The organism is Sorangium aterium (genome assembly GCF_028368935.1).
GTDB classification, from domain to species: domain Bacteria; phylum Myxococcota_A; class Polyangia; order Polyangiales; family Polyangiaceae; genus Sorangium; species Sorangium atrum.
This window is the reverse complement of sequence record NZ_JAQNDK010000003.1, coordinates 1,615,265-1,630,757: the sequence shown is the minus strand read 5'-3', so window position 1 is coordinate 1,630,757 and position 15,493 is coordinate 1,615,265. Positions and strand designations below refer to the sequence as shown.

Here is a 15,493-nt window from a genome sequence, read left to right as displayed (position 1 = left end):
TCGCAGCGAGGGCCGTCGGTCCCGGGCGCGCGCGGGGCGCGGCGCCGGGGCAGATCGCCGAGGAAATCGAGCGGGAAGATCGCCGGAAGCCGCGGATCGCCGCGGGCGCGCCGGCGCGCACCGGGAAGCGCGGCGATGTCGAGCTACCCACAGCGCCGTCGTTGTCTCCGCGCTTTGCCGTAGCGCCGGCGGGCGGTTTCGGAGCAAGATCCACGTCGATGAGCTGGGCACGGCGAGCCGCTCTGTGGACCGGGCTCGGCGCGCTGCTCTGCATCTCGGGCGCGGCCGTCGGCCAGGCGCCGTCGGTGCGCGCGTCCTTCTCGGCGGCGTACCGCGCCTTCCGCGATCCCAGCCTGCTCGACCGCGCGCCCGCCCTCGCGGCGACGGCCGACGCCTGCCCTCCGCCCGCTGGCGACGCGCCGCCCGCCCTCACGGCGCTCCTCGTGCACGAGTTCCAGCCCGCGGCGGACGAGGATCTCGAGGACCCCGAGGGCGCGGTGCTGGCCACGCTGGCGATGCCGGACCTCGACGTGCCCCTCACGCGCCGCGCGATGCGGTTCGTCCGCTTCTTCGCGCAGTCCGAGGAGGGACGCGCCCTCTTCCTGCGCCGCTTCCGGCGCGCCGGCGCGTACCGCGAGATCGTCGAGCGCTCGCTCCGCGAGGCGGGCCTCCCGGAGGATCTGCTCTGGGTCGCGGCGATCGAGAGCGGCTTCGACCCGCGGGCGGTCTCGCCGGCCGGCGCGGCGGGGCTCTGGCAGTTCATGCCGAGGACGGGCGAGGCCTACGGGCTCGAGCAGTCCGAGTGGATCGACGCCCGCATGGGCATCACGCGGGCCACGGACGCCGCGACCGCCCACCTGCGCGACCTGTACGAGCGCTTCGGCCGCTGGGACCTCGCGCTGGCGGCGTACAACCTCGGTCACGAGGGCGTCCTCCGCGCGCTGTCGAAGGTCGCGGCGGCGCGCGATCCCGAGGCCCGCGGGCCCATCGGGCTCGCGGAGCTCTCGCAGGCCGGCGCCATCCCCAAGGAGACCGCGGACTACGTGCCGCAGATCATGGCCTTCGCGATCGTCGCGGCGAACCGCGGGCGCTTCGGGCTGGATCTGCCCGACGTCGCGCCGCTCCCGCCGCTCGACCTCGGCGAGGTCGCGGTGCCGCCGGGGACGCGGCTCCGCACGATCGCGCGCGCCGCGGGCATCTCGACGGCCGTGCTGCGCGAGCACAACCCCGAGCTCCTGCGCGACCGTGTCCCGCCCGGCCGCGTCGACCACCTGATCTCGTTGCCCGCCGATCGCGTCGCGCGCGCGATGGCCCTCTTTCCCGCCTACCTCGACCACGAGGAGCTCGACGAGGACGAGGGCGACGGCGCGGCGAGCGCCGGGCTGCCGCAGCGCGCCGCGATGGGCGAGCTCGCGCTGGACGGCGCGTCGCTGCCGCCCCGCCCCGTGTCGCTCGGTCGGAACCGGCTCCCGCTCTTCACCCCGCCCGGCCAGGCGCCGGCGCCCATGCCGCTCCTCGGCAACCCGGAGGCGCTCGACGCGAGGCTCCCGATCGTGATGATCGGCGGCGGCGTCGGCTTTCGCCCTGCCTTCGAGGACGACCCGCTCGGCGTCCGCAGCGGGCGCCTCGCCTCGACGTCGCCCTTCGACGACGTCGGAGGCCCGAGCGCGCGCCGCGCCCTCAAGGGGCGCGAGGCGGCGATCGAGAAGCAGATCGGCCTCCTCGCGGGGCGAGGCCAGGAGCAGGTGCAGCGCTTCCGCCTCCCGAACGGCATCGCGGTGGACCTGCGCGAAGACCCCGCGGCGCCGCTCGTCTCGATCAGCGCGGCGGTCGCCGTCCCGGTGCGGTCCGCGAGCGACGCCGGCGCGGCGGGGCCCGCGCTCGCGAGCGAGGCGCGCGTCGCGATCACCGTGCCTCCGCGGGATCTCGACGTCGGCATCGATCTGGTCGCCGCGCGGCTCAGGATGCTGCTCGGCGAGGCGAGCGACGCGCGCGTGGCCGAGCTCAGGCGGCAGGCCAGCGCGGCCTCGCGGCGCGCGCTCGAGCGGGCGCCGTACGGCCCCTCGTGGCTGGCGCTCGGGGACGCGCTGTTCCCCGCCGGCCACCCGCTGGAGGGCACCTTGATAGGGGCGCGCGGCGACGCAGGCGCGGCGAGCGAGCTCCTGCTCACCGAGTCGCTCCGGCGCGAGCGCGCCGCGGCCCAGGCGACGATCGCGCTCTCGGGCGACGTCTCTCGCGCGGCGGTCGAGCAGGCGCTTGCGCGCTCGCTCCAGCGCGCCGTCGAGGAGCCGGAGCGGCCCATCGGGCCGCATCCGCGCGAGGAGCGGATCGTCATCGAGGACGCGGTGCCGGCGCCGCGGCTGCTCTATGGCTGGATCGCGCCGCCGGAGGGAAGCACGGACGAGGCGCCGCTCCGGGTGGCGATGGAGATCCTCGTCAGCCCGCGCGTCGCGCGGCTCGCGAAGGCCCTCGTGACGGAGGGGCAGCTCGCGTCGGCGGTGACGGGGCGCCTGTCGCTCGGCGCCCAGGCGAGCGTCGCGGCGGTGGAGCTCACCCCTGCGCCGTCGCGCAGCGCCGCCGAGCTGGAGCAGCGCCTCGACGCCGAGCTCGCGTCGCTCGCGGCGTCCGGGCCCACCTGGAAGGAGCTGGCCCTCGCGAAGGCCTTGCTCAAGCTGGATCTCGAGAGAGAGCTCACGCGGCGCGCCACGGTCGCGCCGCCGCCCGCGTCCCCTCGGCCGATCACGGACCTGCGGCTGCGCGCTGCGCTCGACCCAGGCAGCCTGCCGAGGCTGCTCCGCGCGCTCGAGGAGGTCGAGCCGGCCGACGTCCGCGCCGTCGTTGCGCGGACCTTCGGCCGAGAGCGTCGGGTGAGCGTCACGACCTGGCCTCGCGGCGGAAGCGCCGTGGCGACGGCGGCCTCTTCAGCGCCCCCGCCGCCCGCTCCTCCGCAGCCCTGAGGCCGCTGGGCCTGTTCAATCGGCCGAACGCGGCCGAGCATGCCCGAGCGTGGCTAAACGTGGCTGAACGCCGCTGAACATGTCGCTGTGTGACCGGCGTCACATGTTCAGCATCCCGTGTGCCAGCCGGCCTTTTTCATCATGAACTTATGGACAGGTATGGACAGCTAGTAGCGATTGGAGATAGCACGGGAGAATGACGACCCCTGTGAAGCCGCTGATGGCTGCGGTAGCGGCGAGCGAGCACTCCGGCCATTTCCAGGATGGTGTCTATCGGCCTTCCCTCTCGTCGCCCGCGGAGGCGCCGGCGCTCCGGGTGACGCGAAGCGGCGTCGTGGAGCGCCCGGCGCGGACCACCGCGAGGACGCACTCTGGCGTGCGGCTCTCGGAGGTGTCCGAGCTGCCTTCGCTGCTCGACCATGTGCCTGCGGTCATCGCGCTGGAGCGGCAGCCGGTGCTGCGCAACCTGCTCATCACCCAGTGCTACTACGAGATCTCCGCGGAGCTCGTGAAGCTGCTCGGCGGACGCAACGCCCACTGGTGCACCTTCGCCACGTGGGCCTCGAAGACGGCCGGGCGTTTCATCCGCAACGAGGAGGTGCCGGCGGTGCTCCGGGAGCTGATCCTCTCGGACGAGGACGAGCGGGAGGTGATCTCGCAGCGCGCCGGCATCGCGACGGGGCGCGGCAAGGGCGAGCCCGAGCGCGCTCCGCTCGTCAGCGGCGTCAACCTGCTCACGCCCTGGTGGGGTCATGGACTCGATCTGATGGAGATCCCAGAGCGGATCTTGCGCGAGCTGAGCTCGGACATCGCCCTCGGCAATCTCAAGGTCTTCGAGGAGCTCGGACCCCTGTTCGTCCGCATGATCCAGCTCTATCGAGAGTGCCCGCGGCCCGGCGACGCGCAGCTCGCCGCCCTGCTCGACGGGCTGCAGACAGGGGAGTCTCGGGAGGGCGGACAGGGGCTGCTCCGCAGCGCCGTGGTGCGCTACCACGAGGCGATGCTCACGGAGGACAAGGACAGGAAAGCGGAGCTGATCCTCCTCGCCAATGCGCTCGTCGGGCTGCACGAGCAGGTGCGGCTCCAGCCGTACATCGCGCGGGCGCTCAACGCGCCCGTCCGCTGCGTGCGCGACTCGGTCGGCGTCCCCGGACGGCTCCTGCCCGAGGCGCTGAGGTCCGTCATCCGGGAGCAGGCCGAGAAGGTGCAGGCGCTCTGGCGCCTGCTGGCCACGAAGGAAATGATGACCATGCGCCTGCCGGACGAGCTCCTGGATCTCGGCCACGACCTGCCCGCGCCGCCCGGCTTGCCGCTCCACTGCGCCGAGCTCGCGACCATCGAGGATCGCGAGCTCCGCGAGCTCCTGAGCGAGTACGGCGCGCACGACCAGACGACGCACGGCTGCGGCGCAGAGGACTGGGCGTCGCTGCCCGAGCGCATGGGCTACATCCTCGAGCTGTTCCGCTCACGGCAGTCCTGCTCGCGGCTCCTCGAGCGGCCCTTCAGCCGCGAGCAGCACGCCGAGATCGTCGCCTGGCGGGTGCCGATGCCCAGTCACGGCGCGCTCTAGCGCCGCGCTCCGGAGCTCCTGCGGCGTCTCCGGCGGTCGCATCGCGGCGGGACGCGGCGGGACGCGCCGCCTGGGCGCGCTGCTTCATCTCTTCCAGCGCGTCGCCCTCCGCTCAGGGGAGGGCCGCGCGGCGCTCGGAGAGACGCGCCAGAAGGCCGAGCGCGCCCTGACCCTCCGCGATCTCGCGCCCGCGCCGGAAGGCTGCCTCGGCCCGATCTCGCGCCTCCGCGGCCGTCGGCGCGCCGCGCGCGAGGGCGATCTCGCCCTCGAGCCGATAGAGCTCTGGCTCGAAGTAGCGCTCGTCGCTCTTCTCGACGAAGGCCCGCGTGTCGGCGAGCAGCGCGCTGGCCTCGTCGACGTTGCCCGCGCCGAGCTCCGCCTCGATGAGCGCTGACCGCCAGTAGGTGAGCGACACGCGGCTGCCGACGCCCGTCAGCATCGCCAGGCCTCCGCGGATGCGCGCGGCGCCCTCCGCGTGGCGCGCGCGCGCCGCCTCGCCGGCCGGGCCATCGGCCGCGCGCGCCGCCGTCGCCCAGCCGAGGTCGATCTGGCTGAGCGCCGCCCAGTGGGGCATGCCCACCTCCTCGGAGAGCTTGCTGAGCGCGTGCGCGTGCGCCTCCGCGCCCGCGAGATCGCCGAGCAGGCAGCACAGCACGGCCGCGAAGTGCTCGACGAAGCCGCGGCTCACGGGCTGGTTCAGCTCCTCGCACAGCGCGATCGCCTCGTCGACCGAGGCCCTGGCGCGCTCCGGCTCGCCGAGGTGGAGCGCGATCCAGGCGAGGTGGGACAGGGAGAACGCCGCGGCGTCCTGGCCGAAGAGGAAGGCGAGCGGGAGGTGACGCGCGGGATCGTAGAGCGCGAGCACCTTGTTGAAGTGCTCGCGGGCCTCGCGGAGGTGCCCGCGGAGGAAGCGCGTCGCGCCGAGCGCCTGGTGGGCGCCCAGCGTGATGCCGGCGTCGCCCGTGCTCTCGGCGAGCGCGAGCAGCTGCTCGCCGTGCTGCTCCGCCAGCGCGTAGTCGCCGCGGACGTGGAAGAAGATCCAGAGCCCCCACAGCGCGGGGAAGAGCTGCGGCGAGGAGCCCGCCTCGCGGCAGAGCGCGTGCGCGCGCGCGTACGTCGCCTCGACCTCCGGGGCGGCGTAGCCGCGCGTGATCATCAGCGGGACGCCGAGCGTGGTCTGCAGCGTGATCTCGTGGCGCGTCCGCTCGTTCGTCTCCGGGAGCTGCTTGAGGAGCTCGAGCCCGCGGCTGAGCTGGCTGATCGCCTCGGCGTGCGCCGACGAGAACAGCGAGGCCTCGCCCGCGCGCTGCCACGCAGCGACGGCGGGGCCGATCAGCGCGGCCTCTGTGTAGTGCCGCGCGAGCAGCTCGGGCGGCGTATCCGTGGAGCGCTCGGCGAGGACGGCGGCGATGCGCGCGTGGTACACCTGCCGGGTGCTGCGGAGCAGCGACTGGTAGGCGGCATCCTGCACCAGCGCGTGCTTGAACGTGTACGTCGAGCGCGGGGGGCGCCCCCGCTGGAAGAGCAGCTCGGCGTCGACGAGCTGCGCGAGCGCCTCGCGCAGCGCCTCGGGGCTCGACGCCATGAGCAGCGGCTCGGCGCCCGCGCTGCCCGCCGCGCACTGCTCGAGCGCCTCGTAGCCGAACGATCGGCCGAACACCGCGCCGAGCTGCGCGACCTCCTTGGCGGGGCCCAGGCGATCGAGGCGCGACATCAGCGAGTGCTGGAGGGTGGTCGGGATCTCGAGCGCGCCCACCCCCGGGCGCGCGGCGCTCGGCGCGCCGGTCGACTCCCCTGCGGCGGCCTGCGCGGCGGCCGACTCGACCACCATGCGCGTGAGCTCCTCGGCGAACAGCGGGACGCCATCGCTGCGCTCGGCGAGCGTCCGGATCACCTCGTCCGGCAGCGACGCCTTCATGCCCGGCGCGCCGCTCGTCGCGTACGCGCCGGCCAGCTGCTGGACGAGCGCCCGCATTCGCTCGGCGTTGAGCGGGGCGAGGTAGATCTGGGTGAAGTGCGAACGCACCGGCCACGGCGGCGCGAACGTCGGGCGCGCGGTCAGGAGCAGCAGCAGCGGAGACGGCCGCCCCTCGTCGATGAGCCGGCCGAGCAGCTCCAGGGTCGACGGGTCGGCCCAGTGCAGGTCCTCGGCCGTGAGCACGAGCGGCTGCCGATCGGCGAGCCCGAGGAAGAGCTGCAGGAGCGAAGAGATGGTCTCCTGCCGCTGGCGCTGCGGGGTGAGCGCCGGCACGGGGTGGCGTCCCTCGGTCGGGATCGACAGCAGCGCGGCGAGCAGCGGGACGGCGAGCGGCCCCGCCTCCGCCTCGGCGAGCAGCTTCTCCAGCCGCGCGAGCCGGTCTTCGCGCGGCTCGATCCCTGCGCCGCGCTCCGTCGACGGCGCGGCGCCGCTCAGCGTGCTCGCGCGCTCGCGATCGCCCGCGAGCAGCGCCTTGAGCAGCTCGATCACCGGATAGAAGGCGCTGTTCTGGAGCTGCGGCGAGCAGCGCGCCTCGAGCCACAGGTGCGGCGTCCCGGCCAGCCGGTCGCGGAACGCGCGCACGCTCCGCGACTTGCCGATCCCCGCCTCGCCCGTCATCAGCACGACCTGCCCCGCGCCCCCCGCGGCCCGCGTCCACCGGGCGGCGATCTCGTCGAGCTCGCTGTCTCTCCCGACGAGCGGCGTGAGCCCGTGCTGCATCCTCGCGTCCAGCCGGTCCCGCGCGGTCGTGCGCCCGTGCACCGCGAAGACCTCGATCGGCTGGCGCGCCTCTTTCGGGCTGATCTCGCCGAGTGCGTCCACGTGGTAATAGCCCTCGACGAGCTTCAGCGTCGCGCGGCTGACGAGCACCGTGCCCGGCTCCGCGTGGGCCTTCAGCTGCGTCGCGGCGTTCAAGGTCGGGCCTGCGAGCGAGGGCGCGGCGTCGCTGTCCGCCACGACGACGATCCCTGTGTGCACGCCGACCTGCACGGACAGCGGCATGGACACGAGCTCGCGCGCGTTCAGGCGGGACATCTGCTCGACCAGATCGAGCGCCGCCTGCACGGCGCGGAGGGCGTCGTCCTCCCTCGCGACGGGGTGGCCGAAATACGCGATCGTCTCCTCGCCTGGGGAGCGGAGGAAGACCCCCTCGTGCGCCCCGATCACCTGGGCGCACACCGCCTGATACATCTGGACGAGCTCGTGGAACGCCTCGCTGTCGACCGTGTCCGCGATGCGCTCGGCGCCGGCGAGCCCGCAGACCAGCACGGTGAGCTGGCGGCGCTCGCCGCGCCCGCTGGTGGACATCGGCCGCGTCCCGGGCGCGACGCTGGGGCGGGAGGTGAAGTTCGTCGCCGGCGCCGTCTCTGGGCTCCCGGAGGCGCCCAGGTGGATCGACGCGTTGCGGATCGGCCTCGCCGGCGCCGCGGCGGGCGCGAGGTTGCGGCCTGGGATCGCGAGCGTCGGCGCGGCGCCGAGCCGCTCGTCCTGCCGCTGCTGCTCGGGGGATTTGCGCACCGTGCCCGGCGGCGGCTCGATCTGCTCGGAGGGCACGAGCTGGGTCTCCTGCTCGGCCTCGACCTGCCGCGCCGGTCGCGTCGCGATCGCCCGCTGCTCCAGGGCGCCGCCGCGCTCCTTCTGCGAGGCGGCGTGGCCGGGATCGGGCGGCAGCGGCCACGGGATCTCCGACACGTCGCACTCCTCCAGCAGCTCGTAGGCCTCGCGGGCGGACCGGAAGCGGTGCGCCGGCGACTTGGCGGTCGCCTGCTCGAGCAGCGCGCCGAGGGGGTGGCCGCGGAGCGCGCGGGGGATCGGCACCGGCTCGGGGCTCAGCTGGCGGAAGATGACCTCCGCGACCGTGGCCTCGTGCATCACGGGCGCGCCGATCAGGCACTCAAGAAAGGTGAGCCCCCATGCATAGATGTCCGCCGCTGTGGTCGGGGTGGACTGCACGAGCTGCTCCGGGGCCATGTAGGCCGGGGTCCCGTTGAACTCCCCGGTGGGGGTGAGCGCGCGGTAGTCGGCGGACCGGGCCTCGCCGATGAGCGCGGCGATGCCGAAATCCAGCACCTTGGCGTGTGTCCGCTTGCCCGACCCGGCGACCATGATGTTGTGCGGCTTGAGGTCGCGGTGCACGACGCCGCGCTCGTGGGCGAAGCCGATGGCGTCGAGCACCTGCAGCATCAGCCGCTTCGCCTCGCTCGGCTCGACCCCCCTCGTACGCTGGCAGCGCGCGGTCAGCGTCTCGCCGTCGACGTACTCGAGCGCAAGGTAGAGCTCGCCCTCGGGCAGGCGCCCGGCGTCGAGCAGGCGAACGATGTTCGGGTGGCTCAGCTGGGCGATGACCTGCATCTCCCGCTCGAAGCGCGCTTCCTGGGAGCCCGACTCCCGCGAGCGCCGCAGCACCTCGGGCCGAAGCAGCTTGAGCGCCACGCGCTGGGTGGTCACGATCTGGCGCGCATCGTAGACGACGCTATGGCCGCCGCTCCCGAGGTGGCCGAGCACCTGATACCGGCCGTCCACGAGCGCGCCGACCTCGAGCAATCCATCGCGAGCGGGCATCTCCTGATCTCTTACCGCCGAACGCCGCCGGAGTGGATCGTGAACGCCGCTGCCGGTCCAGGTTGATCGCTCGCGCCGCCTCGAGGTCGGCTGAAGCGACGCGAGGCAGGCCGGGGCCGGCCGGGTGTCGGGTCGACGCGAGTCCCACCTCTACCGGCCTTCCCGTGGTGTCGTGCGCTCGGCTGCCTTCGCTGGCGTGATGCAGGCAACCAGATCGCCTCGGCTTGAGCGCGTGGTGCGGGAGGAAGAGGTCTGATACCCTCGCGCTTGATGGGCAATGCCCCGCACTCCGGCAGCATGCCGCCACCTTCGAGTGGTCGGGGCCAAGGAGCCCTCCTCTACGCCGTCGACGATGAGGAGCTCAACCTGGACCTCATGGATCGGGCGCTCCGCTCCGGCTACCAGGTCCGCACCTTCGGGGACCCTCGCCGCGCGCTGGCGGCTGCGGTGAAGGAGCCGCCCGCCGTGGTCGTCGCCGACTATCGGATGCCTCATTTCAGCGGGCTCGCGCTGCTGCGCGAGCTGCGCCGGCAGGGGCTGAGCTACGTCCCGGTGCTGGTCTGCGCCCCGACGGACGTCGAGCAGATCCAGAAGATCTCCCGGGAAAGCGCGGCCTTCCGGATCATCACGAAGCCCTGGATCGCCTCGGATCTGCGCCGCCAGGTCGACCTGGCGGTGAGCCTCCACCAGCTCCAGGTCGCGCGGAACCACCGCTGAGCCGGGGGCGCTCCGTGGCGTTGCGCTGCGCTGTCCAGGGCGACGCGACCGGATCGCCGCCGGGCGGCGCGGGAGCGTGCTCGCGGTGCGGGCGCGTCCGGTGGTGCCCTTGAGCGATCGCCTCCTCGACGTGGTCGCGCTCGAGCTGCCGCAGCGCTTCGGCGACCAGCAGGGCGTGCTCGCCGAGATCGACCGTCTCCTCGCCTCGTCCGCGCTTGCGGGGGCCGAGCTCGTGCTGCTGCCCGAGCTCATCCTCACGGGCTACGTCTCGCCGCGCGGCGACAGCGATCTGCGCCGCTTCGCGGAGCCGATCGACGGCGAGTCGGCGGCGCGGCTCGCCGAGCTCGCGCGAAGGTACGGGATCGCGCTGGCCGGCCCCCTCGTCGAGGCGAGCGGGGGCCGCTTCTACAACAGCTTGCTCGTCTTCGACGGCGACGGACGGCGCGTGTGCCATTACCGCAAGCGTCATCCGTGGTTCCCGGAGCGCTGGGCGGCGCCTGGAGATCTGGGGACCCCGATCGTCGAGCTGCGCGGCATCAAGCTGACCGTCGCGATCTGCTTCGATGTTCACTTCCTCTCCGAAGACGCGGGCGACGCGCTCGACGAGGCCGATCTGCTGCTCTTCCCCACGGCGTGGGTCGATTCGCCCGGGGAAGGGGACATGCGCGCCGACCTCCTGCCCGCGCTCGCCCGGCGCCATCGCATCTCGATCGTGAACGCCAACTGGGGGCCGTCCCGACCTGCGCTCGAAGGCCAGGGCGGCTCGCGCATCCTCGACGCGCAAGGGCGGTCGGTCGCGGCGGCGCCGCCCGGCCCGGGGTCGAGCGCGGTGCGCGCCACCTTGCGCTTCGCGCGAGACCGGCGCGGTACCTGAGGGGGAGCGGGGAGCGCCAGCGCGCCCTCGCGGGGAGGATCGAACGCTCGCTCGCGCTCGGGCAAAGGATCGCGTGCCCCGCGCGGGCGCGGCGCAGCCGGGGCGCCCGCGTGGCTCCCTCGATCGCGCTCAGGTGAAGGGGAGCCGGGTCAGATCGACGTTGCCTCCGCTCAGGATGACCCCGATCCGCGCTCCCTGAACCGAGCGCCGCAGGACCGCCGCCACCGCGACGGCCGCGCTCGGCTCGATGACGAGCTTCATCCGCTCCCAGACGACGCGCATCGCCTTGACGATGTCCTCTTCGCTCACGGTGACGATCTCGACCCCGCGCTCGCGCAGGACCGCGAAGGTGAGCTCGCCGAGCGAGCTGCGGAGGCCGTCGGCGATCGTGACCGGGTCGTTCGAGGGGAGGATCCTCCCTTCGCGCATCGATCGCGCGGCGTCGTCCGCGGCCTCGGGCTCGGCGCCGATCGTGCGCGCGCGCGACAGCGAGCCGGTGGCGATGGCCGTCCCGGAGAGCAGCCCCCCGCCGCTCACGGGCGCGACAACGGCGTCGAGATCGTCCACCTGGGCCGCGAGCTCCAGCGCGGCCGTGCCCTGGCCGGCGATGACGCGCGCGTCGTTGTACGGATGGACGAGGATCGCGCCCGTCTCGGACATCACGCGGGCGATCGTCTCCTCGCGTGACCGAAGCGTGGGGGCGCAGCCCACGACCCGGGCGCCGTAGCCCTCCACGGCGGCGCGCTTCACGGCCGGCGCGTTCTCGGGCATCACGATGTACGCGGCGACCCCGCGGATGCGGGCAGCGAGCGCGAGCGCGGCGGCGTGGTTGCCCGAGGAGTGGGTGGCGACGCCGCGCCGCGCCTCCTCGTCCGAGAGGGACAGCACCGCATTGCACGCGCCGCGGAACTTGAACGCGCCGACCCGCTGCAGGTTCTCGCACTTGAAGAAGACGCGCGCCCCCGCGATGCCGTCGATCGTCCGGCTGGTCATGACGGGCGTCACGTGGGCGTGCGGCGCGATGCGCACGGCGGCGCCGCGGATGTCCTCGACGGTAGGCAAACGGCTCATGGGACGATCATCGGAGCGCGGTCGCGGCCCGGCGTCCACCGCGAGCGCCGAGCGCCCGGGCGCTGCCCTCGCGGCGCTACTTCAGAACAGGTCGGCCGCGATGCCGTCGGCGAAGACCCAGGCGGCTCGCGGGACGCGGACCCGCCCGCCGGCCACCTCCAGGCGGCCGGCGCGCTCGAGCCGCTCCGCGGCCCTCCGCCGCGAGGGCGGCCACGCCGGCACCCCGAGCGCCGCCGCAGCGGCCTCGAGATCGAGCCCCTCGCGCAGCCGCAGCCCGAGCATGATCCGCTCGGACAGCCGCGTCTCCGGCTCGAGCCGCTCCTCGCTCTCCACGGCGATCGCCTCGTCGCCATCGGCCATCGCAGCCATGTACCGTTCCGGACTCACGATGTTCCGGTACCGGACCGCGAACGCTCCTCCATGGCCCTCCGCGCCGCCCGAGCGCAGGCCCCAGCGCGGATCCGGTCGCGACACCGTCCCGTAGGCGGCGCACCCGAGCCCGACGTAGTCGATGCCTTGCCAGTAACCGAGGTTGTGGCGCGCCTCGTGGCCCGGCCTCGCGTAGTTCGACACCTCGTAGTGGGCGAGCCCCTCTGCCTCGAGGGCCTCGTCGATGGCGAAGAACGTGTCCGCCACTCCATCGTCTCCGGCGAGCGGCAGGCGACCGCGCCGCGCGAGCTCTCCAAACGAGGTGCCGGGCTCGACCGTCAGGCTGTACGCCGAGATATGGGTCACCCCCGTCGAGGCCACGGCGCGCGCCTCGGCGGCGGCGTGCTCGGGGCGTTGCTCCCGCGCCGCTTCGGCCGTTCCGACCGCGACACCGTAGATGAGATCGCCGCTCACGCGCGGCATCCCGGACCGGAGCGCCGCCGAGAGCGCGCCGAGACCGCCCTCTGGGTCGTGCAGGCGCCCGAGGAACCGGAGGCGCTCGACGTCGAGGCCCTGAACTCCGATGCTGAGCCGGTTCACTCCGATCGCTCGGAACGCTCGGGCCCGCTGCTCATCGAGCGACGTCGGGTTGCACTCTGCGGTCACCTCCAGGTCCGGCGAGAGCCGGCCGGCGGCCGCGGTGATGGCCGACAGCACCCTGCCCATCTCGTTCGGCTCCCACAGGGACGGCGTCCCGCCGCCGAAGAAGATGCTCCGGAGCTCGCGCTCGCCCAGCACATCCTCCCGCTTCCGGAGCTCGGCCAGCACGGCGTCGGCATAGCCGCGGTGGTCGATCGCGTCCCGCGCCTTCGCGAAAGACACGAAGTCGCAGTAGGGACACTTCTTGAGGCACCAGGGGAAGTGGACGTAGACGGTGATCGGCTCCATGGTTTTCATGAATCCGCGACAACCTTCGACCCGACGCAGGCGGGCGAAGCGGAAACTCCGAGATGAATCGAGATGAACGGAGAGGAGGACGAGGACGCGTGCAACACGTATGAGGACGACGAGAACGACGAGGACGCGCGGCGGAGCGCGCGTGCCCTGCGCCGGGCAGCGCGCGCGCCGCGCATGGTGACACAATTGCGGGGTCTAGATCGCGGTGTTAGCGTGCGAAAGGGAGGGGGCGCATTGCGCCCACCGAACTCTTCATGCTGACGTTGACGGAGCTTGTCGATCGCGTTCGGACCTACCAGCCGGCTGCAGACGTCGATCTCATCGCCCGGGCCTACGCCTACAGCTCTGATGCGCACAAGGGGCAGACCCGCAAGAGCGGCGACCCTTACTTTTCCCACCCGGCGAGCGTCGCCGCGATCATCACCGAGCTCAAGCTGGACACGGCGAGCGTCTGCGCCGGGCTCTTGCACGACGTCGTGGAGGACACGCTCGCGACGACCACCGACATCGAGAACAGCTTCGGCCAGGAGGTGGCGTTCCTCGTCGACGGCGTGACGAAGCTCTCGAAGATCAACTTCGCTTCCAAGGAAGATCGGCAAGCCGAGAACTTCCGCAAGATGCTGGTGGCGATGGCGCGGGATATCCGCGTGCTCCTCGTGAAGCTGTGCGACCGCCTCGACAACATGCGGACGCTCGAGTTCATGAAGCCCGAGGCGCAGGACCGGATCGCCCGGGAGACGATGGAGATCTACGCGCCGCTCGCGAACCGCCTCGGCATCGCGCGCTTCAAGAGCGAGCTCGAGGACCTGTCGTTCAGGTACATCGAGCCCGAGGCTTGGTCGGACCTCTCGCAGAAGGTCAAGACGACCGCGAAGGAGCGGGACAAGTACATCCACGAGGTCTCGAAGGTGCTCGCGGGCAAGCTCGCGGAGCAGGGCTTCGCGGTCGACGTCACCGGCCGCGCAAAGCACCTCTACTCGATCTGGCGCAAGATGCAGGCGCAGCAGTGCGATTTCGATCAGGTCTACGACGTCATCGCGTTCCGGGTCCTCGTCGAGTCGGTGGCGGACTGCTACGCGACGCTCGGCGTGATCCACTCGCAGTGGACCCCGGTCCCCGGCCGCTTCAAGGACTACGTCGCGCTGCCCAAGCCGAACATGTACCAGTCGCTGCACACGACGGTCATCGGACCCGGGCGCGAGCGGATCGAGATCCAGATCCGCACCCACGAGATGCACCGCGTCGCGGAGCAGGGCATCGCGGCGCACTGGAAGTACAAGGAGAACAACTCCGGCGGCATCGACCCGAAGGACGCCGCGCGGTTCGGCTGGCTCCGCCAGCTGATGGAGTTCCAGAAGGAGCTCAAGGATCCTGCCGAGTTCCTGGAGAGCGTCAAGGTCGACCTGTTCCAGGACGAGGTGTACGTCTTCACGCCGAAGGGCGACGTGCGCGTCTTTCCCCGCGGCTCGACGCCCATCGACTTCGCGTACGCGATCCATACGCAGGTCGGCGAGCACTGCTCCGGGGCGCGGGTCAACGGCGCCATCGTCCCGCTCCGATCGAAGCTCCGGAACGGCGATGTGGTCGAGGTGATGACCAACCCGAGCCAGCACCCTTCGAAGGACTGGCTCGATTACGTCTCGACCAGCCGCGCGCGCTCGAAGATCCGAAACTTCCTGCGCACGGAGCAGCGGGAGAAGTCGCTCAAGCTCGGTCGCGAGCTCCTCGAGAAGGAGATGCACCAGCGGAGCATGAGCCTGAGTCGCCTCACGAAGAACGAGGGCGAGCTGCGCAAGGTCATGGAGCGCTTCGGGGTCGCCTCGGCCGACGAGCTCTTCATCTCGGTCGGCTACGGCAAGGTGAGCGTCCGCGCGGTGTGCGAGTTCCTCGCGCCCACGCCCAAGGAGAACGAGAAGGGCACGCCGACCCCGCCGCCCGAGTCGATCAAGGAGGGGCGCATCGAGTCGCTCGTCCGCAAGGTCACCGGGCGCGACAGCCACGGCATCCGGCTGAACGGCATCGACGACGTCCTCGTCCGCTACACGAAGTGCTGTAACCCGCTCCCAGGCGACGAGATCGTCGGCTTCATCACGCGCGGCCGCGGCATCACCGTCCACCGCCGCAACTGCGCCAAGGCGTTCGACACGGACCCGGAGCGCCGCGTGGAGATCTCCTGGGACGCGCGCGCGAAGATCAACCGCCCCGTACAGATCAAGGTGATGACGGCGAACCGGCCGGGCATCCTCGCGACGGTCGGCCATACGTTCCACGAGCAGGGCATCAACATCAGCGAGGCGACCTGTCGGGCGGGCGACGACGGCCGGGCGATGAACACGTTCACGTTCCTCTGCTCCGACCTCGCGCAGCTGAAGAGCGTGATCCGGCGCCTGCAGCGGATCCCCGGCGTGATGGCGGTCGAGCGGACCTGAGCGGTGGAC

At 72.6% G+C, this 15,493-nt stretch carries 8 protein-coding genes; 5 read left to right on the top strand and 3 right to left on the bottom strand.

What is annotated here, in order from left to right; translation table 11 throughout:
- The first annotated feature begins 218 nt into the window (after nt 1–218).
- A complete protein-coding gene (locus POL72_RS30415) occupies nt 219–2,957 on the top strand; it encodes a transglycosylase SLT domain-containing protein (protein ID WP_272099653.1) in 2,739 nt (912 codons plus the stop codon).
- A 196-nt stretch (nt 2,958–3,153) separates the two neighbouring features.
- Nucleotides 3,154–4,527 (top strand): hypothetical protein, encoded by a 1,374-nt coding sequence (locus tag POL72_RS30410; RefSeq protein ID WP_272099651.1) that lies wholly within the window; start codon nt 3,154–3,156, stop codon nt 4,525–4,527.
- A 112-nt stretch (nt 4,528–4,639) separates the two neighbouring features.
- On the opposite strand, the gene POL72_RS30405 is transcribed toward POL72_RS30410, so the two are convergent.
- Nucleotides 4,640–9,067 (bottom strand): protein kinase domain-containing protein, encoded by a 4,428-nt coding sequence (locus POL72_RS30405; RefSeq protein ID WP_272099650.1) that lies wholly within the window; start codon nt 9,065–9,067, stop codon nt 4,640–4,642.
- A gap of 270 nt (nt 9,068–9,337) precedes the next feature.
- On the opposite strand from POL72_RS30405, the gene POL72_RS30400 reads away from it, so the two are divergent.
- Together POL72_RS30400 and POL72_RS30395 are read left to right on the top strand one after the other, a co-directional pair.
- The gene (locus POL72_RS30400) at nt 9,338–9,784 is read left to right on the top strand and encodes a response regulator (RefSeq protein WP_012236479.1); all 447 of its coding nucleotides are present in this window, start codon (nt 9,338–9,340) and stop codon (nt 9,782–9,784) included.
- A gap of 103 nt (nt 9,785–9,887) precedes the next feature.
- On the top strand, nt 9,888–10,658 hold the full coding sequence (locus POL72_RS30395) for a carbon-nitrogen hydrolase family protein (RefSeq protein ID WP_272100041.1): 771 nt from the start codon (nt 9,888–9,890) through the stop codon (nt 10,656–10,658).
- Nucleotides 10,659–10,787: 129 nt separating this feature from the next.
- Here POL72_RS30395 and POL72_RS30390 read toward each other — a convergent pair whose 3' ends face one another.
- Nucleotides 10,788–11,729, bottom strand: a complete 942-nt coding sequence (locus POL72_RS30390; RefSeq protein WP_272099648.1) for a pyridoxal-phosphate dependent enzyme — start codon at nt 11,727–11,729, stop codon at nt 10,788–10,790.
- An 81-nt stretch (nt 11,730–11,810) separates the two neighbouring features.
- Nucleotides 11,811–13,055 (bottom strand): radical SAM family heme chaperone HemW, encoded by a 1,245-nt coding sequence (gene hemW, locus POL72_RS30385; RefSeq protein WP_272099647.1) that lies wholly within the window; start codon nt 13,053–13,055, stop codon nt 11,811–11,813.
- A gap of 254 nt (nt 13,056–13,309) precedes the next feature.
- On the opposite strand from hemW, the gene POL72_RS30380 reads away from it, so the two are divergent.
- Nucleotides 13,310–15,484 carry a RelA/SpoT family protein gene (locus tag POL72_RS30380; RefSeq protein ID WP_272099646.1) on the top strand — a complete coding sequence of 725 codons (2,175 nt, stop codon included), beginning with the start codon at nt 13,310–13,312 and terminating at the stop codon, nt 15,482–15,484.
- Nucleotides 15,485–15,493: the final 9 nt, after the last annotated feature.

What these genes read in the sequence shown, in the direction of transcription:
- POL72_RS30415 (WP_272099653.1), top strand. Translation starts at nt 219, where the DNA reads ATGAGCTGGGCACGGCGAGCCGCTCTGTGGACCGGGCTCGGCGCGCTG.
- POL72_RS30410 (WP_272099651.1), top strand. Translation starts at nt 3,154, where the DNA reads ATGACGACCCCTGTGAAGCCGCTGATGGCTGCGGTAGCGGCGAGCGAG.
- POL72_RS30405 (WP_272099650.1), bottom strand. Translation starts at nt 9,067, where the DNA reads ATGCCCGCTCGCGATGGATTGCTCGAGGTCGGCGCGCTCGTGGACGGC.
- POL72_RS30400 (WP_012236479.1), top strand. Translation starts at nt 9,338, where the DNA reads ATGGGCAATGCCCCGCACTCCGGCAGCATGCCGCCACCTTCGAGTGGT.
- POL72_RS30390 (WP_272099648.1), bottom strand. Translation starts at nt 11,729, where the DNA reads ATGAGCCGTTTGCCTACCGTCGAGGACATCCGCGGCGCCGCCGTGCGC.
- hemW (WP_272099647.1), bottom strand. Translation starts at nt 13,055, where the DNA reads ATGAAAACCATGGAGCCGATCACCGTCTACGTCCACTTCCCCTGGTGC.
- POL72_RS30380 (WP_272099646.1), top strand. Translation starts at nt 13,310, where the DNA reads ATGCTGACGTTGACGGAGCTTGTCGATCGCGTTCGGACCTACCAGCCG.